General features: G+C 67.0%; 21 protein-coding genes. 12 read left to right on the top strand and 9 right to left on the bottom strand.

The annotated features are described in order from the left end of the window. The first annotated feature begins 199 nt into the window (after positions 1–199). Complete coding sequence (locus ABD243_RS13980; protein ID WP_344366846.1) at positions 200–1,234, top strand: LacI family DNA-binding transcriptional regulator; 1,035 nt, start codon at positions 200–202, stop codon at positions 1,232–1,234. A gap of 24 nt (positions 1,235–1,258) precedes the next feature. After that, the gene (locus tag ABD243_RS13985; protein ID WP_344366848.1) at positions 1,259–1,570 is read left to right on the top strand and encodes a putative quinol monooxygenase; all 312 of its coding nucleotides are present in this window, start codon (positions 1,259–1,261) and stop codon (positions 1,568–1,570) included. A 123-nt stretch (positions 1,571–1,693) separates the two neighbouring features. Here ABD243_RS13985 and ABD243_RS13990 read toward each other — a convergent pair whose 3' ends face one another. The 4 genes from ABD243_RS13990 to ABD243_RS14005 all read right to left on the bottom strand — a co-directional run bounded on the left by ABD243_RS13990 (position 1,694) and on the right by ABD243_RS14005 (position 6,869). Then, complete coding sequence (locus tag ABD243_RS13990) at positions 1,694–2,659, bottom strand: MBL fold metallo-hydrolase (protein ID WP_344366850.1); 966 nt, start codon at positions 2,657–2,659, stop codon at positions 1,694–1,696. 9 nt (positions 2,660–2,668) lie between these two features. After that, positions 2,669–4,357, bottom strand: a complete 1,689-nt coding sequence (locus ABD243_RS13995; protein ID WP_344366852.1) for a long-chain-fatty-acid--CoA ligase — start codon at positions 4,355–4,357, stop codon at positions 2,669–2,671. Between the two features lie 79 nt (positions 4,358–4,436). After that, positions 4,437–5,678 (bottom strand): MFS transporter, encoded by a 1,242-nt coding sequence (locus tag ABD243_RS14000; protein ID WP_344366855.1) that lies wholly within the window; start codon positions 5,676–5,678, stop codon positions 4,437–4,439. A gap of 369 nt (positions 5,679–6,047) precedes the next feature. Then, positions 6,048–6,869, bottom strand: a complete 822-nt coding sequence (locus ABD243_RS14005) for a TM2 domain-containing protein (RefSeq protein ID WP_344366857.1) — start codon at positions 6,867–6,869, stop codon at positions 6,048–6,050. A 375-nt stretch (positions 6,870–7,244) separates the two neighbouring features. Between ABD243_RS14005 and ABD243_RS14010 the strand changes: the two genes are divergently transcribed. The 8 genes from ABD243_RS14010 (at position 7,245) to ABD243_RS14040 (ending at position 16,168) form a co-directional block, all read left to right on the top strand. Next, positions 7,245–7,547: a hypothetical protein gene (locus ABD243_RS14010; protein ID WP_344366859.1), complete on the top strand. Its 303-nt coding sequence runs from the start codon at positions 7,245–7,247 to the stop codon at positions 7,545–7,547. 27 nt (positions 7,548–7,574) lie between these two features. After that, the gene (locus ABD243_RS20940; RefSeq protein WP_425547205.1) at positions 7,575–8,078 is read left to right on the top strand and encodes a DUF2510 domain-containing protein; all 504 of its coding nucleotides are present in this window, start codon (positions 7,575–7,577) and stop codon (positions 8,076–8,078) included. A gap of 224 nt (positions 8,079–8,302) precedes the next feature. Continuing rightward, entirely contained in the window at positions 8,303–9,901 is a 1,599-nt protein-coding gene (locus ABD243_RS14015; RefSeq protein WP_344366861.1) for a PucR family transcriptional regulator, read from the top strand. After that, the gene (locus ABD243_RS14020; RefSeq protein ID WP_344366863.1) at positions 9,898–10,842 is read left to right on the top strand and encodes a glutaminase; all 945 of its coding nucleotides are present in this window, start codon (positions 9,898–9,900) and stop codon (positions 10,840–10,842) included. Before ABD243_RS14015 ends, ABD243_RS14020 begins: the two co-directional genes overlap by 4 nt. 73 nt (positions 10,843–10,915) lie before the next feature. Next, entirely contained in the window at positions 10,916–12,430 is a 1,515-nt protein-coding gene (locus tag ABD243_RS14025; RefSeq protein ID WP_116766229.1) for an amino acid permease, read from the top strand. 63 nt (positions 12,431–12,493) lie between these two features. Further along, complete coding sequence (locus ABD243_RS14030) at positions 12,494–12,640, top strand: hypothetical protein (RefSeq protein ID WP_161958206.1); 147 nt, start codon at positions 12,494–12,496, stop codon at positions 12,638–12,640. 98 nt (positions 12,641–12,738) lie between these two features. After that, positions 12,739–14,466, top strand: a complete 1,728-nt coding sequence (locus ABD243_RS14035; protein WP_344366869.1) for a thiamine pyrophosphate-dependent enzyme — start codon at positions 12,739–12,741, stop codon at positions 14,464–14,466. A gap of 226 nt (positions 14,467–14,692) precedes the next feature. After that, the gene (locus ABD243_RS14040) at positions 14,693–16,168 is read left to right on the top strand and encodes an HAL/PAL/TAL family ammonia-lyase (protein ID WP_344366871.1); all 1,476 of its coding nucleotides are present in this window, start codon (positions 14,693–14,695) and stop codon (positions 16,166–16,168) included. 111 nt (positions 16,169–16,279) lie between these two features. On the opposite strand, the gene ABD243_RS14045 is transcribed toward ABD243_RS14040, so the two are convergent. After that, the gene (locus ABD243_RS14045; RefSeq protein WP_344366874.1) at positions 16,280–17,059 is read right to left on the bottom strand and encodes an SDR family NAD(P)-dependent oxidoreductase; all 780 of its coding nucleotides are present in this window, start codon (positions 17,057–17,059) and stop codon (positions 16,280–16,282) included. 67 nt (positions 17,060–17,126) lie between these two features. On the opposite strand from ABD243_RS14045, the gene ABD243_RS14050 reads away from it, so the two are divergent. Then, on the top strand, positions 17,127–17,831 hold the full coding sequence (locus tag ABD243_RS14050) for a TetR family transcriptional regulator (RefSeq protein WP_344366876.1): 705 nt from the start codon (positions 17,127–17,129) through the stop codon (positions 17,829–17,831). A gap of 103 nt (positions 17,832–17,934) precedes the next feature. Here ABD243_RS14050 and ABD243_RS14055 read toward each other — a convergent pair whose 3' ends face one another. Further along, positions 17,935–18,474 (bottom strand): DinB family protein, encoded by a 540-nt coding sequence (locus tag ABD243_RS14055; RefSeq protein WP_344366878.1) that lies wholly within the window; start codon positions 18,472–18,474, stop codon positions 17,935–17,937. A gap of 148 nt (positions 18,475–18,622) precedes the next feature. Next, on the bottom strand, positions 18,623–19,348 hold the full coding sequence (locus ABD243_RS14060; protein ID WP_344366880.1) for a DUF2306 domain-containing protein: 726 nt from the start codon (positions 19,346–19,348) through the stop codon (positions 18,623–18,625). Positions 19,349–19,482: 134 nt separating this feature from the next. Between ABD243_RS14060 and ABD243_RS14065 the strand changes: the two genes are divergently transcribed. After that, on the top strand, positions 19,483–20,220 hold the full coding sequence (locus tag ABD243_RS14065; protein ID WP_344366882.1) for a TetR/AcrR family transcriptional regulator: 738 nt from the start codon (positions 19,483–19,485) through the stop codon (positions 20,218–20,220). Positions 20,221–20,227: 7 nt separating this feature from the next. On the opposite strand, the gene ABD243_RS14070 is transcribed toward ABD243_RS14065, so the two are convergent. Next, positions 20,228–21,016, bottom strand: a complete 789-nt coding sequence (locus tag ABD243_RS14070; RefSeq protein WP_344366885.1) for an alpha/beta fold hydrolase — start codon at positions 21,014–21,016, stop codon at positions 20,228–20,230. 91 nt (positions 21,017–21,107) lie between these two features. Beyond that, positions 21,108–21,605, bottom strand: coding sequence for an SRPBCC family protein (locus tag ABD243_RS14075; protein WP_344366887.1), 498 nt, complete (start codon positions 21,603–21,605; stop codon positions 21,108–21,110). Positions 21,606–21,610 lie beyond the last annotated feature (5 nt).

Raw genomic sequence — 21,610 nt, forward strand, 5'->3', positions numbered from 1 at the left:
TCCGCCGTAGCGGATGGCACAACTTCCTTGTCGCGGTTTGGCTTGAAATTTACCCGAAGTGGAACCGGTTCCACTTTTGTACCACCCGGTGCTAAGCTGTGTCAACGGATCCAAACGAAACGTCTTCCGCCAGCTCATGGCGTTCGACCGGAGACGCTGTGTACGAACTACTGCCTAGGATTTCCCTCAAGGAGGAGCGGTGAAGAAGGCCCCAACCATTCGCGATGTCGCGGCGGCTGCGGGAGTCTCGGTCTCGGTCGTGTCCCGGGTGCTGAACCCGGATTCCGGGCCCGTTGCACCAGCAAAGCGACAGGAAGTCGTCCGGGTCATCGATGAGCTGGGCTACCGCCCCCGGGCAGCGGCCCGCGAGCTCAGCGGGGGCCATGCCCTCACGATCGGGCTCGTTGTCACCGACCTTTCCAACCCGTTCTTCGCCCGCCTGGCCGACCGCATCGTCTGGGAGGCCCGCAGCCACGGCGTGCAGGTTGTCTTGATGACCACCCAGGAGGATCCGCATCTGGAGGCGGAATCGCTGGATACCCTGCTGGACCGGTCCGTCAGCGGCGTCATTGCCACTCCCACGGGCGGCAACATTGAGAAATGGGCGCGGTTGCAGGACCTTGGCGTGAATGTGGTGTTCGTTGACCGCACCATCGAGGAACTCGGCAATGTCGACGTCGTCAGCATTGAAAACTTTGACTCCGCCCGGCGCTCCACCGAGTACCTGATCGGCCTCGGCCATACCCGGATCGCCCTCGTTACGGGGCCACTGAGCACGTCAACGGGCCGGGCCAGGATCAGCGGTTACCGGGCGGCGCACGAGACCGCTTCGCTGCCGGTTGACCCCCTGCTCATCCGCGACGTCCCCTTCCGCGGGGATGCCGGCGGCGATGCCGTCGGTTCCCTTCTTGCCATGCCGCAGCCGCCCACGGCCCTCATCGTCGCCAACACGGCCCAGGTGCAGAGCTCGGTGCGGCGGCTTGTCCAGAAGGGGGTCCGCATTCCCGAGGACCTCTCGGTGATCGTCTTCGATGACAATCCGTGGACAGAACTAATGACCCCGCCGCTGAGCGTGATCCGCCAGCCGCTGGACATGCTCGCCGTCCATGCGCTCGAACTCGTGCTTGGACGCATGCAGGGCAAGCTGCCGGAAGGGCCCCGGCTAATCGAGGTCAAGGCCGACTTCCTGCCGCGCAACAGCTGTGCCCCGCTCGCCCAGACCGCTACCCGCTAAGAACCACATCGCAAAGGAAAAACCATGCCCGTCGTCGTCACCGCAACGTTTACACCCAAAGAAGGATCCTTTGACCAGGTGGTCGAGGCCCTGTCCCCGGCCATTGCAGAGGTCCACGAGGAACCCGGCTGCCTCCTCTACGCCATACACGAATCTCCCAACGGCCAGATCCTCATGATCGAGAAGTGGGAGTCCGCTGAACTGCTCGATGCCCACGGCGCAGGCGGCCCGGTTCAACGGCTGAACGCCTCCTTGGAAGGCCTCCTGCAGGGGCCGGTCGCCGTGATGCGCCACGAGCCAATCCCCGCCGGAACCCCGGGCCAGGGCGCTCTCTAAGAGCCGTCCCCGTCTAACCGCGCCTCAAGTGGGCATTTCGAGGCAATGTTCTTCACGATCATCGCCGCGAAGTGCCCGCTTGCGTCGGCGTATTCGCCGTTGAGGGCCGAGGCGGCTACCGCCTCACTCCCCCTCGACGCAGAGGATGAAACCGGGAGACACGTGTCGGCCGGGGCCCCCGCCGGCCTCGTCGATGGCCCGGCGGATCTCCCGGAGGTCGTCGACTTTCATCTGCAGCGGCGGTTCGTCCGGCTGGTACGTGGTGTAGATGGGGTAGTCGACGCCGGGTTCCCGCGACATCTCGATGTGGCAGCCCAGGACGTGCGTGACGGGACGGGTACCGCAGAACCTGATCAGCCGTTCGATGGTGCGGACAAACGCGGGCCAGTCCTGGATATACAGCCGGCCGGGATATACCGTGTCGCCGGTGAGCAGGAAGCCGGTGTATGGATCGTAGAACGTGACTGCGGCGTTGTGGTGCCCCGGGCTCGGCCAGCATTCCAAGACGCGTCCGCCCAGATCCACCTGCGCCGGCTCCACGGAGCCGCCGCCGTCCGAGTCGCTCTCGTCGTCTGAGCCGTCGCCGCCGCCGTCCGAGTCGCCCTCGTCGTCTGAGTCGTTGCCGTCGTCGTCAGGGTAGTCAGTGAACCCGAAGAATTCCCACGCGCTGTCCCGGGCCGCGTCCACTAGAACGGTGTCGGGGCGTCCTGCGAACTGGGCATCTCCGGCAACATGGTCGCCGTGCGGATGGGTGTGGAGGACAAGTAGCTGGTAACCGTCGCGGGGATGCCCGGCAAGCCACCCGTCCATAAGGCCGTCGACAACGCGGCGCAGGGGGAAGAAGTCCGGGGACGCGGTGGCGCCGGTATCGATGAGCACGGCACGGGCGTTGCCGAAAAGCAGGAACATGAACGGCGCCTCGTAATTGACCGCCATGTTCTGACGCAGGATGAACGTGTGGTCGTCGTAGGCGTGGACCTGGATGTCCGGGTCCGTGTTGTGCTTCGCGGACTCGGATCCGTGGATCCAGGCCACCTCCAGATCGCCGGGGCGCGGGACGCCTGCGGTGAAGTCGATTTCAGTGTGCATTCGGCTTCCTCACAGCTCCGGCAGAACTTGCTCGCGCACCTGCTTGCGGAGGATCTTCCCCAGCATCGAACGGGGCATGTCGCCGATCGCCACGATCCGTTTGGGGACCTTGTAACCGGCGAGGTGCTCGCGGCAGTACGTGCGCAGGGCCTCCTCGTCGAGGTCGGCACCCGGGGCGAGTTCGACGGCGGCGACCACCATCTCACCGCCGCGCTCCAGCGGCTTGCCAATCACGGCGGCGTCGGCAACATCGGGGTGCAGCCGCAGCGCGGCCTCCACTTCGGTGGGCGAGACGTTGAAGCCGCCGGTGATGATGAGTTCCTTGGCCCGGTCCACGATCTTGGTGAAGCCGTCCGCGTCCACGGTGACGACGTCGCCGGTGCGCAGCCAGCCGTCGGGCGTGAGGGCTTTCGCGGTTTCCTCGGGGTTGTTCCAGTAGCCCTGGAAGACCTGCGGGCCCTTGATCAGCAGCTCCCCCGGCTGGCCCTGAGGGACCTCAACGGCCGGGTCGTCGATGTCCACCACCTTCATGAGCGTGGACGGGAAAGGTACGCCGATGGTTCCGGTGCGCCGGGTGGGGAAGAACGGGTTGCCCATGGCCACCGGCGAGGACTCGGTCATCCCGTAGCCCTCCACGAGCAACCCGCCGGATACGGATTCCCACAGCTCTACGACGTGGTCGGGCAGGTTCATGGCGCCGGAAATGCAGTATTTGCAGGACCGCAGCGAGATGCCCTTTTCCTTCGCGGCCATCGCGGTGCGTTCGTAGATCGGCGGGACGGCGCAGTAGACGGTGGCGGGCGCCTTCTTCATGGCGGCAAGGATCAGATCCGGGTCGAACTTCGGGAAGAGGACCAGCAGGCCCTGTTTGCGGATGCCGTAGGTGAGGTAGAGCGTCATGCCGAACGCGTGGAACATCGGCAGGATCGCGTAGAACACCTCTTTGCGGTACTCCGCGCCATGCATCCAGGCCTCGCCCTGCAGCGCGTTGGAGTACAGGTTGAAATGGGTCAGCATGGCACCCTTGGGCCGGCCCGTGGTGCCCGAGGTGTACTGGATCGCCGCGAGGTCGCCCACGGAGGGCCGCGGGTGCGCGGGGTCGATCCGGCCGTGGGCGAGGAGCCCCTTCCACGGCGTGGTGCCGGGCGCCGGCGCGGTCAGCGAGGCACGCGTTTCGCGCAGTTTCTTCACCGGCAGGTGCAAGGCGAGGCGTTTGACGGCGGGGAACGCCTCCAGCAGGTTGACGGAGACGATGTGGTCGATTTCGACGTCGTCCGGGAAGTCCCGGACCGCCGCCGCGGCCTTGTCCCATGCGATCACGATCCGCGCCTGGTGGTCCTCAAACTGGTGGCGCAGTTCCCCGGGGGTGTACAGGGGGTTGTGTTCGACGACCACCGCGCCCAGGCGAAGCACCGCGTAGAACGCGACGACGTGCTGCGGGCAGTTCGGCAGGATCAGGGCCACCCGGTCACCAGCGCGGACGCCGAGGCGGCGCAGGCCCTCGGCGGCCCGGTCCACCTGTTCGCCGAGATCGGAGTAGCTGGTGCGGCGGCCGAAGAACTCCAGTGCCGGCGCGCTCCCCGCCTCGGCCACGGACCGCTCCAGCATGTCCACGAGCGACTCCGTGGGCAGTTCGATCTCCGCCGGGACGCCCGGCTGGTAATTCTTCACCCAGGGCTGCTGGTCAGTTTTCGCCATGGCCCCATCATTTCCTGAAGTTCCGGCCGGGGCGAATTCGGGCGCGGGGGGCCGACGGCGGGTGCCGGGCGGCTGATGCTCACGCCGGTACGCTATGGACGGCCTCCGGGTCCGGTACCGCGGCCTTCGCCGTCCGGGTCAGCGCGATGGCTGCAAGTGCCACGACGGCGAGCGCGGCGCAGGCCGCGAAGACTCCCTGGTATCCGAGCGCGGTCATGGATCCGAGGGCGATGATCGGGCCGGAGACGATCGCGCCGACGCGCCTGGTGTTCATGTAGAGGCCCGAGGCCAGCCCCGGACGCGGAATGATCTGCTGAAACAGGGTCAGGCCCACTCCGGCCACAATCGCAAAGAACCAGGCATTGAGGATCTGGAGCGCGATGAGACCTACGGGGTCGGCGACGAAGGCCATCGCGGCGTAGTACGCAATCCCGGCGAGACAGCCTGAGGTGATGAGGGCACGGCTGGAGAACCGCGCGCTCAGCCGCCCGATGACAAGCAGCGCGGGGATCTCAAGCGCGGCGGAAACGCCCAGCGCGATACCCGCCCAGAGGACGTCCAGGCCAAGCCGGCCGGTCACGAAGAGGCCCATGACGGACACTGCGGCACTGTTGGTGGCCTGCAAGGCGATGAACGCGAGGACGACGGCGGCGAGGCCGGCCCTGGACAGCGGCGGGCCGTCGTCGTCCGGGGTTGACGGGCCGGTCGGGTCGCTGACCGTCTGCGGTTTCCGGCGGATCATGGCCGCGGTGGTGGCAATGTTGAGCACGGCCACCGCTGCGAGGGCCAGCAGGATCGCACGGTTGCCCAGCGTACCCATGATGAGCGTTGCCAGTGGCGGCCCGGCCACCCACGCGACGGAGACGACGGCCCGGGTTTTCATGACGTCCGCCCGCGGCGCCCCCGAATGTTTGAGGTGCGCGAAGAGTAGCGAGACGCCGACTCCCGCCGGGCCGCCGAGGGCGATCAGGCCGACGACGGCGACCGGGAGCGAGGTAGTGCCGGCCAGCACGCCGGCGAGCACAAGGGTCAGCCCGGCGCAGACCAGGAGGGGCCGCAGATAGTTGTTCATGCGGTCGGCATAGGCGGGCACCAGCAGGGCGGCGACAAACCCGCCGGCGTTGTAGACGGCAAGGACCCACCCGACGTCGGCGGGGGTGGCGTCATACAGCGCGACCAGCAGGAGCGCCAGCGCGGGGTTCAGGAAGGCGAACTGCAACCCCCAGAGCAGTGCCGCCGAGGACACCAGCAGGCGCGGGGGCGTGGGTGAGGCCCGTGGCGTTTCCTCGAGTCTGGGGCCGCCGCTCTGACGCATGCGCATGTCGGTTGTCTCCTGTCAGGTCGCGGGTGCCGGCCGGCGGCGGCCAGACGGCCGCACCCACGCCCCCAAGGCTAAGCGCGGCCGTTGCGGCCCGGGAGTCACTGCCAGTACCCCCATCGGGAGGGGAGGCACCCAAGGTGGTTCGACCTCCCGGGCGGGGAACGATGGAATTGAACAAAACTTTGCCGGAGACCTACGTAATGAATCCTCTGTCTTGGCCGCCTTAATAGGCCATGGTGCGGATTACGGTCGCGGCAACGGTGCCACTCCATAAAGACCTAATTGATGAGACCGATCAGAGGGCAGCAGGAAAAGAGCCCCCGACGAGGTATTCGCCGAGGGCTCCTAAGTCAAGCAATGTAGTCGCTACTACTGCTTTTCTTCGACCGTGACCGTCCAGCCAGCGAAGTTAGCCGCGGTCACGTCCAGGTAGTAAGCACCCGCGCTCTTGTGCAGGGCCGTTTCCCCGGACTCGTCCTTGGTGACCATCTTGACCGGGATTCCGCCGTCCTTCATCTTGTCCTTGCCGTCCTCCATCAGATAGATGGCGCCAATGGCCGCGGGCTTGCCATTGACCAGCTCGGCGCCCGTGAACTCATAAACGAGTCGAGCTTCCTTGCCGGACAGCTGGAAGGACTGGCTGGCCAGGTCGGTCGAGCCGGTCAGCTCGGCAACCTTGGTCCACGTCGCAGCGGCAGCCGGAGCGGCGGCGGCCGGAGCGGCGGCGGCCGGAGCGGCGGCGGCCGGAGCCGAAGAGGGAGCGGAACCTCCACGGGCGATGTTGATGATGAAGCTCAGCGCCACGAGGGCCAGAGTCACGATGAGCGCGATCTTCTTGTGCTGCTCGTAGCCTGCAAGCTTGAGGCCCTGCTTGTCCGTCTGCTTGTTGGTTAGGACCAGGATGAGGTCCACGAGGGCCCAGATTCCCACACCGCCGAAGGTGACGAGCTTCAGGATGCCGGTGCCGACCTTGCCCAGGTAGAAACGGTCAACACCGAAACTGCCAAGGAGCAGGGACAGCAGCCAGGTCGTCAGGAACGACTTGCTGCTTACGCCGTACTGCTGTCCGGCCTGGGGGCCCTGGAAAGCGGCCGGAGCGCCCGGGTAGGCTACGGGGGCTCCGGGGTACGGTGCCGGAGCCTTCGTGTAGTCGGCCGGGGTTCCGGCGGGAGGGGGCGTTGGCTGGCTCATTGAGGTCCTTTCGTGGGCAGCCTGATGACAGGCCGCGCTACGGATGCGAGGTTGAAATGGTGCGATATTGCGGCTGGCTGGTCGACCAGTCTTGGGTGCGAGATTCGCAATGTGAGCGGCGTATACGCCTGCAGACTTGGCGCGCTAAGGCGGGCTCATGTGTCTTGTTCTTCCCCCAAAGTTATGCGCGGCATCGCCGCTCATTCCCAGAGAATACACAGCTACTTCGGCGTCACCAATTTTGACGGGATGTTATTTCCGGCATCGCCCTGTATTGCGTCACAAAGCCGGCAAGAGACGGCTTCGACTCCCGGGCTGCACCTAAAAGACCTGACAGGTAGTCGCAAAGAAATCACCAGTTAGCGCCACAGCTGAATGACTTGGGATAAAGTCCGGATCAGCAGCGTTTTGGCGGGATGCTTCCACGGATTACAGCACAGCTTTAACACGGCCTCGCGAGCAAAATCCAGCAGGGGAACGCCTCTGAAAGGAAAAGACCTCACGGGCAAGATGAAAGGCAACCGTCTGAACATGGCGGCAAATGTGGGGACTTTTGTCACCAGCCGCCAGCAGCTGAATGTGCAGCGAACCCTCATGCAACAGAATGCCATTCGGGCCGAGTACGCGGCAGCCCAGCTGGCCCAGATGAGGCACGAGCAATTCACCGAGGAATACTAGCGGCTTTGCCAGTGGGCAGACGCGGAAGTGGCGGCCGGGCGCAGGAGTCAGGAGGATGCGAATGACTACGTCGCAGGTTACTGGCACAACCTCACCACTCCGGCACCTCAGGCGTCCGACAGAATCACCGCCAATTTCGGTGAATTTCTGGCTGCGGGCTTCAACATTGGCGGGCCCCGCGCCAGTTGGTATAACGAGGGCGGCACCGCCCGCTACTGGGACGGCCACGCGTGGACGCACCACACTACGTCCCCTGAAGTGGCCCGTGAACTAGTCAAGAGGCTAACGGCGGACAGGTATGCCCACGATGGCGTGCAGACTCTCCCGGCCTACGAGCCACAGCCGCCAGCTGTGCAGCCGCAAATGCCGCGGGAATCTATTGGTCCAATGCAGCCTGTTCAGCAGACTCCGGCGGCGCCGCCGTTGCCGCCGTTGCCGCCCTCCGGCTGGTACCCGACGGGTACGCCCGGAGTCCTGGGCTTTTGGGATGGCCAGTCCTGGACCGGCCAGACTCGGCCTGAATCGCGTTGAACCGGAAAGAGGACGACGGCGGGACGTGCACGCCGTCGTCCTCTACCGCTTGCGGGCACAGGCTGGCCCACGCCCCACACCGCAACCGGGCCCTCCTTGGTCCCCGGACCTAAAACGAGCCGCGTAATTTAGGATCATTTCCATATTTTCGGGGATAACCGCTCGATAGCATGAAGTGTCCGGACAGAGCCGTCCGGGAGGGTGCCAATGTCAGAAGGAAGCCCATGGCCGCAGCTACAGTGGACGACATCCTCGCGGATCTCCCGCTGGGCTCCGCGACCCTGATGCTTCGGCCCGCCCGCACGGATGCGGCGATCGAGCGCTTTCTGATCGTGGACGCCGACGACGAAAGCTCCGACGGCGGGGCCGCGTTTGTCCTGTTGGTCGGCGTTCGCGGACGCTCCGCGTTGCCGGCAGTTCGGCGCCTGCTGAAGAACCCTCCCCTGGTCCTGGCCGTCAAGGGCAGCCCGGAGGAACTGGCGGAAGCCGAAGAACTGCTGCGCGCCGCCGGAACCGGCCTGCTGCTGGTGGACCCGTCCGCGGACTGGGACCGCCTCCTGTCCATCGCCAAGGACCGCATCCAGCCGCCCAGCTACCAGCGCGAAGTGCTGACCCTGCTTGAAGAGGACCTCTTCGCCATCGCCCAGACGACTGCCCGGCTGACCTCCAGCCACGTCGTGATCGAGGACGCCGCCAACAAGGTCCTGGCATATTCCACCGTCACCAACGCCATTGACGAGCTCCGCAAGGCCTCCATCCTGGCCCGGCGCGGCCCGCGCAAATACGAACTCCTGCTCAAAGACCTTGGCGCCTACCGCGAGCTGCACCGGACCCGCCTCCCGGTCCGGGTACCCGCCCGGCCCCAGGACGGCCTGCGGGAACGCGTCGCCATCACCTTGTTCGCCGGCAACCGCATCATGGGCTACATCTGGCTCCAGGAAACCGGCGCCGGCTTCGGCGACGACGTTGATTACGTGCTCACCGGCTCTGCCGCGCGTGCCTCCGCCGAGCTCATCCGGTACCGCAACCAGCAGTCCGTGCACATGCGCGAGGACCGGATCGCGCGCCTCCTTTCGGGTCCGGCGGAGGCTGCGGCGAGCGCGCACAGTGAAAAGATCCCGGCGGACCGCCCCTCGGCCCTGATCCTGCTTGGCCTCTCAGCGTCTGAAGCCCGGGAGGACGACGCGGCGCTCAAGCACGGGGAGCTGGCCAATCTCGCGTCGATCCACGCGGCCGCCTACAAATCGTCAGCCATCGTGGGACAGTTTCACGGCGACACCGCCGTCGTCATCCCCGGTCTCCAGTCCGCCAACGCCGACGCCGGACTGCGGAGTCTGGCCGAGGCAATCGTCAAGGACGCCGCCAAGCACCTCGGCATCAACCCCTTTGCCGCCGTCGGACCCGTCGTCCCCGATCTACTCTCGATTCATTCCGCGATCGGAATAGCCGAAGCCCTGCTCGGCTGCATGCGACGGTCCGGCGAAGTTCCGGTAGCCACCGTCGACGACTTTGAGGCGGAAATCCTCTTCCACGACGCCGTCGAAAACTTCACGACGGCGGCCTTCCGGCACCGCAGCCTCTGGGCCCTCCTCCGACACGACGCGGAACTGGCCGAAACCCTGCGTGCATTCTTCGACGCCTCCCTGGACGTGGCCGAGTGCGCCAAGCGGATGCAGCTGCATAAGAACACCGTCTACTACCGGATCAACAAAGTCAGCCGGGTCACCGGGCTGAACTTCGGCAATCCCCGCGATTCATTGGTCGCCCTGCTTCATGTTCAGGAGTGGGCCGGCACACAGAAGGAGCACCTGGGCAAGAAATGATGACAGCACTTGATTCGCCGCCGCTTGGCCCGGTCCTCGAAGACCTTGTCCGCAGCCACCGGCCCCGGACGGAAGCGGGGTCAGTTCCGGCCAATATTCCCCACCTGCAGGTCCCGCCGTTCGACCGGTTCGGCATCGCGGTTGCCACGACGTCCGGAGAAGTCTTCAGTTCCGGCGACGCCGATCTTCCGTTCTCGATCCAGAGCATTTCCAAGGTCTTCACCCTGGCGATGGCGCTCAGCGCCGACGACTCCGGCTCGTTGTGGTCCAGGGTCCTTCGCGAGCCGTCAGGGACGTCCTTCAACTCCCTGGTCCAGCTTGAAGTCGAGCACGGGATCCCGCGGAACCCCTTCATCAATTCGGGCGCACTGGTGGTCACCGACCACCTGATGGAAAGATCACCCGACGCCGCCGCTCAGGTCCTGCGCTTCCTCACCGACCAGGTGGGTCACCAGAATGGAAGACAGGGTCCCTTCATCGATGAGGTGGCCGCAAGGAGTGAGCTGTCCAGCAGCAGCCGCAATCTGGCCCTTGCCCACTTCTTGAAGGCATTCGGCAACCTGCGGCGGCCCGCACAGGCCGTGGTGGAGAACTACGTCAGGCAGTGCTCAATCATGATGACCTGCGTGGAGGTGGCCAAGGCGGGCCTGTTCCTCGCGCAGGATGGCCGCGGGGCGCAAGGCGCGGTGGTCTCCCGGAGCGAGGCAAAGCGCATCGGCTCCATCATGCTGACCTGCGGCATGTATGACGCCGCCGGCGAGTTCGCCTACCGCGTGGGACTTCCGGGGAAAAGCGGTGTGGGCGGCGGCATTCTGGCGATCGTCCCCGGCGAGTGCGCCATCTGCGTCTGGAGCCCGCGGCTGGATTCCAAAGGAAATTCCCTGGCAGGCTCGGCGGCTCTCGCCGACCTGTCCGACCGGACCGGGTGGTCGATCTTCTGATCTGACGCCTCGCTGTCCCCACAATCTCTCTCCAAACCCCATTTAGATCTCCGACAGATCGAAAGGAACACCCATGCCCAACAACCCCAATGACGAGGTTGGCTTGTACGAGGCCGATGGTGGCCACGCCCATGCTTCGGATGCACTGATCCACGCGGAGGACTCTGGCTACCACAAGAGCCTGAAGCCCCGGCAAATCCAGATGATCGCAATCGGCGGGGCCATCGGAACCGGCCTGTTCCTGGGCGCCGGCGGCCGGCTCAACGCCGCCGGCCCGTCACTGGTCATCGCCTACGCCGTCTGCGGCTTCTTCGCGTTCCTGATCCTGCGCGCCCTGGGAGAACTGGTCCTGCACCGGCCCTCTTCAGGATCGTTCGTGTCCTACGCCCGCGAATTCTACGGAGAGAAGGCCGCATTCATCTCCGGCTGGTTCTATTGGATCAACTGGGCCACCACCACCATCGTGGACATCACCGCCGCGGCCCTCTACATGAACTTCTTCGGCAAGTACGTCCCCTGGATGGGGACCGTTCCACAGTGGGCGTGGGCGCTGATCGCCCTCATCGTGGTCCTCTGCCTGAACCTTGCCTCCGTCAAGGTCTTCGGCGAACTCGAGTTCTGGTTCGCCCTGATCAAGGTCGCCGCCCTCGTCGCGTTCCTGCTGATCGGCAGCTACTTCGTCATGTTCGGCACCCCCTTGGAAGGCCAGGAAGTCGGCTTCAGCCTCATCACCGACAACGGGGGCATCTTCCCCAACGGCCTGCTGCCCATGATCATCCTCATGCAGGGCGTGCTGTTCGCCTACGCCTCGATCGAACTGATCGGCACGGCCGCCGGCGAAACCGAAAACCCCGAAAAGATCATGCCCAAGGCCATCAACTCCGTGGTCTTCCGCATCGCCGTGTTCTACGTCGGCTCGGTCATCCTGCTAGCCCTGCTGCTGCCCTACACCTCCTACCAAAAAGGCGTCAGCCCGTTCGTGACGTTCTTCGGATCCATCGGCATCCAGGGCGTGGACGTCATCATGAACCTCGTGGTCCTCACGGCCGCCCTGTCCTCGCTGAACGCCGGCCTTTACTCCACCGGCCGCATCCTGCGCTCTATGTCAGTAGCCGGATCGGCCCCGAAGTTCGCCCAGCGGATGAACAAAGCCGGCGTCCCCTACGGCGGCATCGCTATCACCGCAGGCGTCTCCCTCCTCGGTGTCCCGCTGAACTACCTGGTCCCCGGCCAGGCCTTCGAGATCGTCCTGAACGTCGCCTCGGTAGGCATCGTCGTCACCTGGGCCACCATCGTGCTCTGCCAGATCCAGCTCAAACGGTGGGCAGACAAGGGCTGGCTCGAACGCCCCTCGTTCCGGATGTTCGGCGCCCCCTACACCGGATACCTCTCCCTCGTCTTCCTGCTCGGCGTGCTCGTCATGGTCTTCATCGATTCCCCTCTCACGCTGCTGGTGACCCTGGTGGCCTGCGCGCTGATGGTCGGCGGCTGGTACGCCTGCCGGAAGCAGATCCACGACATCGCCGAAACCCGCGACGGCTTCACGGGCGCCGCGCCCGTGCTGGCCAACCGGACTCCGATCCACTAATCGCTAATCGAACATTCGTCTGCTGACCGGTCCCACCATCCGACCTACAACCTGAAAGCCTCCATGAAGCCACGAAACCCGCTGAATCCCGGCCGCACCAGCACCCTGCAGGAGCGCCACCCGCCAGCCGTGCGCACCAGCAACCCGCCGGCGTCGAACGACAGCTGCGAGGACGGCTGCTTCTTCTGCACCGGACCGGAAACCGACTAGGCGCCACCATCCGTTCCGCTGGATTCAGTGGACATGCCTTGCCCGCCAAACCAACCCAAGAAGACAACCAAGTGATGAAAACGGAGTCTGCATCCACCATGACCGCAACCGACACGTACCCAGTCGACGGCGCCACCCTCCCACCCCTCCAGACGGTCCCGGCGGCTATCCCGGACAGCTTCAACGGCAGCGGCGCCCTGAAATCCGCCGGCCACGTGATTGTCGATTCCCTCGTGGCGCACGGGGTTGAGCGCACCTTTGTTGTGCCGGGCGAAAGCTTTCTGGACGTCCTCGACGGGCTGCACGGCTCGGACATCGAGACCGTGGTCTGCCGGCACGAGGGCGGCGCCGCGTACATGGCCGAGGCCGACGGCAAGATGAACCAGCGTCCCGGCGTCGCAATGGTCACCCGCGGGCCCGGGGCGGCGAACGCCCACGTCGGCCTGCACACCGCGTGGCAGGACTCCACCCCGATGCTGCTCTTTGTCGGTCTCATTCCGTTCGCGCACCGGGACCGCGAGGCGTTTCAGGAGTTCGACATCAAGGCGTGGTTCGACACCGGTGCCAAACGCGTGATGGTCCTGGACCACCCCGAACGGGCCTCCGAGATTGTCGCCGAGGCCATGTTCGCGGCCATGAGCGGCCGCCCCGGCCCCGTGGTGGTAGGCCTGCCGGAGGACATCATCCGCGTGCAGATCGATCCGGCCCTGCACCCGGCCATCCCGGTGGCCGCGGGCGGTATGAGCAGCACGGATGCCGGCGTCCTTGCCGAGGCCCTGGCACAGGCCAAGAAGCCGCTCTTTGTCACCGGCGGGAACGACTGGACCCAGGACGCGGCCACGGAACTCACCGAATGGCTCGAAAAGCATCACATCCCGGCCGCGGCGGAATGGCGCACGCAGGGAACCGTCTCCTTCGACTCCCCCAGCTACGTGGGACCGATCGGCTACGGCCGACCCCGCCCCACCTACGACCTCCTGGAGGAAACCGACCTGCTCGTGTTCGTCGGGACGGTCCCGGGCGACGTGATCACGGACGGCTTCGTCTGCAGGCAGGACTGGAACAAGAAGAACTTCCTGGTCACCATCGATCCCTCGCTGCGCGGCCGCTCCGGCCCCGTCTCCCGCCAGATCCTGGCCAAGCCGGAGGCCTTCGTCCGGGATCTCGTTAACATCGACCTCCCGGTGAAGGAGGAGTGGAAGGCGTGGACGGCCCGGATGCGTGCCGAGCAGCAGTCCTTCGCCAGCCTGCCGCCGTCCAGCCCGGACGAGGGGCCTGCCAAGATGGACACCCTCATGGCCAACCTCGTGCCGCTGCTGCCCGAGGACGCGATGGTCACGTTCGGGGCCGGCGAGCACACCAACTGGGCGCACCGGTACTTCCCCACCCGGCGCTACGCCTCGATGATCAGCGCCCGGAACGGCTCCATGGGGTACTCGATTCCATCGGCCATCGCGGCTTCGCTGGCCAGCCCGGAGCGGCGGGTGGTCACCATCGCCGGCGACGGGGAATTCCTGATGAACGGCCAAGAGCTCGCCACGGCCGCCCAGTATGGAGCCACGCCGCTCATCATCGTGATGGACAACCAGGAGTACGGCACCATCCGCACCCACCAGGAACGCCACTACCCGTCCCGGGTATCGGGCACGCAGCTGAAGAATCCCGACTTCGGCATGATGGCCCGGGCCTTCGGCGGTTTCGGCGTCACGGTCACCGAGGACCAGGACATCCCGGCCGCCCTCGAGGCCGCGCTGGCCGCCATCGACCGCGACGGCGTGTTCGCCCTGGTCCACCTCGTCGTCGAACAGCGCGTCAAGGCCTACTAGATTGCGGTCCGGACAGTAAACAGACGGACGACGACGGCGGGAGCCTCCCGCCGTCGTCGTGTCCTCCTGGTTGCGCTATCAGGTCTGGTTGTCATTCGGCGCCGATAGCCGCCATTTCTGAAAGTGCAACGGGTGGTGGGGTGTCCCCTTGTCCGGTGATCTCCTGTCCGGTGATCTCTTGTACGGTCGGACGCCCCGGACCACACTGGTTGCTGGAGGCAACGTCATGGAACCAGTCACCATCAGCGATCTGCCGATGACGCAGGAGGAATTGGTCGCCGTAGCCGAGGGCGCGCCGGTGGCACTCGGCGAGCCCGCCAGGGCACGCATCGCGGCGAGCCGGGTCCTGTTGGAGGAGGCCATGTCCGGCGGCGACCCGATCTACGGGCTCAGCACCCGGGTCGGCCACGGCAAGGACACCAGGGTGCCGCGCGAAGAACTCGAACGGCAGCAGCAATTCCTCGTGGCAAGCCATGGCGGCGCGTTCGGCCCCCTGCTGGACCGGACAGTGGTCCGGGCCGCGATGGCCGTTCGCCTCAACGGCATGGCCCGGGGCGGCTCCGGCGCCAGCCCGGCCGCTGCAGACACCCTGCTGGCCATGTTGAACGCCGGCGTCCACCCGGTCCTGCACAGCACGGGCTCGGTCGGAGCGGCCGATATCAGTCCGATGGCCGGCATCGCCCAGGTGGCTGTCGGCACCGGCACAGCGGAATTCCGGGGCGAGACCCTCGCCGGAGCCGAAGCCCTGCGCCGTGCGGGCATCGCGCCGCTCCGGCTCGAGGGCCGGGACGGACTGGCCATAATCTCGGCCAACGGCGTCTCGATCGGCCACGGGGCCCTGGTGCTGGCCCGCGCGGCGCGGACGGCCGGCGCCGCGGACCAGGCCGCAGTCCTGTCCATCGAAGCCACCCGGGGCAACCCTTCGGTCTTTTCGGCCTCCGCGGCCGCGGCCAAGCCGTATCCGGGGCAAGTCGCGGCAGCGGCCCATCTGCGCGAACTGCTGGAAGGCAGCTTGCTCCTGAACCCGGGCGGGCCGCGGTCGGTGCAGGATGCCCTTTCCTTCCGGGTGATCCCGCAGGTCCACGGCGCGTTCCGTGAGTTCCTCGCCACGGCCGGGAGTGCCGTGGACACGGAGCTGAACTCCGCGAGCGATAACCCGCTGGTCGACGTCGCATCCGGCTCGGTGCTGAGCAACGGCAACTTCCATCCGATGGTGCTGGCGATCGCCTTCGACGCCCTGCGCGTGGCTCTGGTCCACGTGGGGCAGCTCAGCGAACGCCGCATGAGCCACTTGTGGACTGCCGTCATGGCGGCGAAGAAGTCGGGGCCCCCGCCCGGGAACCGCGGGCCCGCCGCGGCGCCGGGCGTGCAGCTCCGCTACGCCGGCTCCGCCTGCTACACCGAGCTCCGCCTCCTGGCAGCTCCCGCCACCCTGGACTCGACCATCCTGGATGTCGGCGTCGAGGACCATGCGACGGGAGCCATGCTGAGCGTCCGCAAGACCGAGGAAGCGCTGAGACTTCTTGAGGACCTGCTGGCGATCGAGGTTCTGCTGGCCGCCGACCTGCTGCGCATCTCGTCGCCGGGAACGCTCGGCGTTGGGGCCGCGGCCGCTCTCGGGCTCACCGAAGAGGCGGCGGCCGGCGCAGGATCGGCCGCCGACGTCCACCGCAATCTGCGGGAACGCTTCCCCGGAGCCTAGCCCTCCCCCTGGATGCGCTATCAGTCCTGGTCGTCATTCGGCTCGGATAACCGCCAAGTCTGATAGCGCAACGGGTGGACACGGGTGGGTGGGCCCGGGGTGGACGGACCCTTAGACCGCCGACCAGCCGCCGTCGGACGCGAGGACCGCGCCGTTGACGTTGGTGCCGTCGTCGCTGAGCAGGAAGGTGATCGAGGCTGCCAGCTGCGCCGCGGTGGCGGGGGCCGGGATGTTCACGCCCATGAGCGGCTGGAGGCGCGCGGCACCGAGCTCGGATCCCCACGGGGCCTCGATGTTCGTGATGGTGGCGCCGGGGGCCACTGCGTTGAACCGCAGGCCCTTCGGCCCGTACATCACGGCGGAGTTCTTGGTCAGGCCGATGACGGCGTGCTTGGACGCCGTGTAGGTGGCGCCGGCGGCGGACCCGCGCAGCCCGGCCTCGGAGGCGATGTTAACTACGGAACCGGTGCCGGCCTCTAGCATGAGCGGCACGACGGCGCGGGTCAGGCGCATGAGGGCCGTGACGTTGATCCGGAAAACCCGCTCCCAGGTTTCGTCGTCCACCTCGTGGATCGGCGTGAAGTTGTCCATGATCCCGGCGACGTTCGCCAGCGCATCAACGCGCCCGCCCGCCGCGGCCACGACGGCGGCAACGGTTTCCTCAGTGGAGATGTCGCCGGGCACGGGAACCAGGTCCAGGCCGGCGTTGTCCTGCACGAGGGCGTCCAGGCGTTCCTTGCTGATGTCGGCCGCGATCACCCGGCCGCCCTCCCGCGCGACGCGGAGGGCCGTGGCCTGTCCAATGCCCGATCCCGCACCCGTGACGATGACGGTCTTGCCGGCAAAGCGGCCCGCGGTGACGGTTTCCTGCCATGAAGCTTCGTTGCCCATGATGTCCTTCCAGACGTTGAGGATGCTGACAGGCTCACCTTATGACACTCTGTGTCATTATGTAAGGGTGAATACCGGCCAGCCCTCCGAGGACCACCAGCCCGCCGCCGCGCGCGCCACCGGGCGGCCGGCGACGATCGACCCCGAGGCCGTCGCCCGCATCGCCCTGCGCCTGTTCGCCGAGCGCGGCTACGAACAGACGTCCATGGAGGACATCGCGGGCGCGGCCGGGATCGGGCGCAAAAGCCTTTACCGCTACTTCCCCAGCAAGGCCGACCTCGTCTGGGGCGGCATCGAGCCGGTCACGGAGGCCGCCGGCCGGGCACTGGACCAGGCTCTGGGAAGAGAGCTGGACAGCGCGGGCGACGGCGGCGGCCCCGTTGGCAAGTCCGACGACGGGGCCGCTGGCGCGTCCGACGGCGGGCATCGGCCAGGGACGGGTGCGGCGCAGATCCGGGCGGGACTGAGTGCGGCGGCCGTCGCCGGGGCAGCCGCGCTTCCGGACCTCGCCCTTACCCGCGGGCGCCTGCGGCTCATCGCCGAACACCCGGAACTGGCCAGCCGGAGCTACGCCGCCCTCGCCCCCCAGCGCGAGCGGGGCCGCCGGTATTTGATCACGCTCGGCGTCCGCGACGACATGGCCGGCTACCTCTGCGCGGCCTATCTCGGGGCAACGTTCGAGGCCTGGATGCAGTGGGCCGCCGGCAGCGATCCCGATCCCGCGCCATACCTGCTGGCCGCCCTGACCGTGCTGCAGATGCCCGACGCGTAGGAGTCTTCGAAAGACGCGCAGGACTCCCTGAAGACGCCGGCGGGCGAGTGGCGCCATCGGACTCCCCGCCGGAAACGCCCGGGGAACGCTGTGGCCGCCGCGGCTACTCCCCGGTCTGCCCGTCCACCGCTTCGCGGAGGAGGTCGGCGTGGCCGTTGTGCCGGGCATACTCCTCGATCATGTGGCACAGGATCCAGCGTAGGCTCGGCGCCGAGCCATCCGGCCAAGAGCGCCGGGCCAGTTGGTCCAGGCCGCCGCTGGCCAGGGCATCCGCGAGGCGTTCCCGGGAGCGGTCGACGGCGCCCTGCCACAGGTTGCGCAACTGGTCCGGGGTGTCCTCGGCGGCGGAATGCCAGTCCCAGTCCGGGTCGGCCTTCCAGTCCACGGTTCCGAACGGAGCCTCCCGGTCCCGCGCGTGCAGGGAACGGGAAAACCATTCGCCTTCCACGTAGGCCATGTGCTTCAGCAGCCCGCCCAGGGTCATCGATGAGGCAGCGGTCGTCGCCCGGAGGCCGGCGGCTTCCAGCCCGGCGCACTTCCACGCCAGCGTGGCCCGCTGAAAGTCCAGGAAACCCAGGAGGGTCGCGGTTTCATCGGCGGCAAGGGGAGGCTCCGGGCGCCCCTGATCGTCCACAATCGTCATGCGCGTGAGTCTAGCGGCCTGCCATCCGGCGTCCGTGGGGCGCGCCGCCGACGCCTCGCCGGCCTCGAACTCGCCGGAAACTCTCCGAGTCGCCGGGAAATTACGGCGAACCGGCACGCTTCCGGCTACCTCGACGACGGCGGGCGCCTCACGCCGTCGTCCGCCTCACCGGTTCAAGACCCGCGACTTTCCGCCGGGAAGACCGCGGCACCCTCGTGGCCCGTTGCGCGCGGCGGCGGATGACAAACTCGGCCACCGCAACATTGATCACCCAGGCCGATCCCAGCAGCGCCGCCCGGGTCGGCTCGTCGGGCGGGCCGACCAGCAGTATCCACGGCAGGCTCACCAGCGCCTGCGTTCCCGCGGCGACACCGATCGCGTAGCCGCGGGTCATCCATGCTCCATGCCGCACGAAGTCCCGGCGCAGAATGGCTACGACTCCCAGGACAATGCTCGCCGCCATGGCCGAGCCGAAGACGAGCCGCAGGACGAAGAGCGCCGGGCCGTCGCCGGGCGGCAGCGGATAGAAGGCGGCCATCCACAAACCGGACAGGGCGGCCAGCAGGCCCGCGGGTGCAAGGATGCGGCCGGCGATGCGGTGCCAGCCGCGGCGGCCCCGCAGCGAGGGCAGGAACTGGAATGCCCCGAGCAGGCTGTAGGTCGTGACGCAGACAATGTGCGTCACCACGGGAACAGGCGAGGCGAAGAACCGGGCGTTCTGCGGCGTGATGGCGGCACCTCCGGTCAATTCCGTCAGCCGCGCCGCCCCCGCAAGGACCGGGATGAGGCTGAGCAGGATCAATCCGGCGGGTACCGGCCACTGGGGGCGACGGCGGACGCGGGGCACGGGAGCGCTGCTGGCATGAATTGTCATGGCTTGGTCCTTCGCTGGAGCGGCCCACGGCCTGTTTCGCGCGGCTCGTGGTGTACGGCGTACACCTGATGCGCACAACGCTAGGTGTACGCCGTACACTTGTCAAGAGGAGACCGCTAGGGAAAGGTGGCCGGATGACCCAGCAAGCGGAGCGCACGCGCCGGATCCCCCTGAGCCGGGGCCGGGTACTCACGGCCGCCGTCGTACTGGCCGACGAGGTGGGGATCGAGGCGCTGAGCATGCGGCGGCTGGCCCAGGAACTCGGCGTCGTGCCGATGGCGCTCTACAAACACGTGGCCAACAAGGAGGAACTCCTCGACGGCATGGTGGATGCGCTCGTCAGCGAGATCGATCCTCCCGCCCGCGATGCCGACTGGAAGGACGCAGTGCGGCTGAGGGTGCTCTCGGCCCGGCGGGCGCTCCTGCGTCACCCGTGGGCCCGTCAGGTCCTGGAGTCGCGCACCAACAAGACGCCGGCGGTCCTTGGGTACATGGATTCGTTCATCGGGATGTTCCTGGCCGGCGGCTTCTCCGTCGATCTGACCCACCACGTCATGCATGCCCTGGGCAGCCGCATGTGGGGGTTCACCCAGGAGCTGTTCCCTGACTCCGCCGGCGGGACGGCGGAGGAGACGGCGGATCTGCCGCCGGAGGCGCAGGCCGCCATGTTCCGCGAGATGGCCGAGCGGTATCCGAACATCCTGAAGGTCGCCACCTCGTCCGCGCACGAGGACTCCGTGGTGGGGCAGGGCTGCGATGACCAGTTTGAGTTTGAGTTCGCGCTGGATCTGCTCCTGGAGGGCTTTGAACGACTGCACCGGCAGCACTGGACTTCCATGCCGAAAAAGACCTCGACGCCGGCAGAGCCCTGACCGCGCCCTACTCCTCCAGGAACCGCAGCAGGTAGGGGACGATGGTCCGCATGGCCGTCAGGTCGCCGCCGCTCGCAGACAGTTCGCCGAGGTAATCGCCATGGCCACCCGGCACGATCATCAGGCGCGCCCCGGGAATGACACGGGACATCCGCACGGCGTGTTCTGGGCTCATGACGTCGCGGTCGGCGCCCAGGACGAGGGTGCGGGCCGTGATGCGGCGCAGGTCATCGTCCGGCCAGCCGGCGAAGGTCAGGATGCGCTGACGGTCCAGCTCGAACAGCCGCTCGAGGTGTCCGGGCTCCGGATTCAGCCGGCGGTCCGCATTCTTAAGCGCCTCCGGCATTTCGGCAAGGGTGCCCTTCGCCATGCCGTCCCAGAACTCGTCGCTGACCGCGTCCCGGCTGACGAAGGTGGAGGCGGCAATCAGGCACCGCACGGAGGCCGGATACCGCATCGCCAGCGCCAGCGCGGTATGGCCGCCGGCGCTGAAACCGAGCACGTCCACGGAGTCCACCCTGAGCTCGTCGAGCACGGCTTTGACGTCGTCGGCGGAGTTTTCAGCGGTGAGCGGGCGGCCGGTCGCCGCGGTCCGGCCGTGCCCTTCTTCATCGACGGCGATTACCTGGAGACTCTCGGCCAGCAGCGCCGGGATGAGGCCGGCGAAGTTCGTCTCGATGGTCGACCCTCCGCCGGGGATGAGCAGCAGCGGGGGCTTGTCGGCCCGCGGGTGACCGTGGACCTCGTAGTACATGCGGAGATCGCCATTGGCCGCGTAACCGTGGGTGAAAGTCACAAGGCATCCTAACGCCGCACGCGGCGGGCTGAATAGGGCCAAAGCGGACGACGGCGGGAGGGTTCCCGCCGTCGTCCGTTGTCGTTGCAGCTCAGGCGTTGACGGATTCGGCGAGGATCGCGTCCACCTGGCCCAGGGCCTGGTTCATGCCCTCTTCCATGCCCATGGCGACGATCTGCTCCATCTGTTCCTCGGCCTCGAAGGTGGACAGGACGGTCATCCGGGTGCGGCTGCCGATCGGTTCCAGAGTCACAACCCCGTGGATGCTGCCCATGTCGGCCACGGGGTCGCCGTTGTCGTCCGAGAAGCCGTCATCGAACTCCAGACGGTGCGGGGCGTCGATGGCGATGAACCGCCACCAGCCACGGGCCTTCTCCCCCTCGGGGCCCGTCATGAAATAGGTGGCCTCGCCGCCGGGGACGAAGTCGTGCTTCTCGAACGTGGCCGGCCACGTGGGCGGGCCCCACCAGCGCTCGAGCTGGCGCGGGTCTTCCCAGATCTGCCAGACGCGCTCCACGCCGGCGTCGAATTCGGCTACCACGGCGAGGCTCAGCGCCTCGAGATTCTTGACTGAACTGACAACGGTCATGACAA

Origin of the sequence: Arthrobacter humicola, assembly GCF_039531445.1 — a bacterium.
Lineage (GTDB): Bacteria > Actinomycetota > Actinomycetes > Actinomycetales > Micrococcaceae > Arthrobacter > Arthrobacter humicola.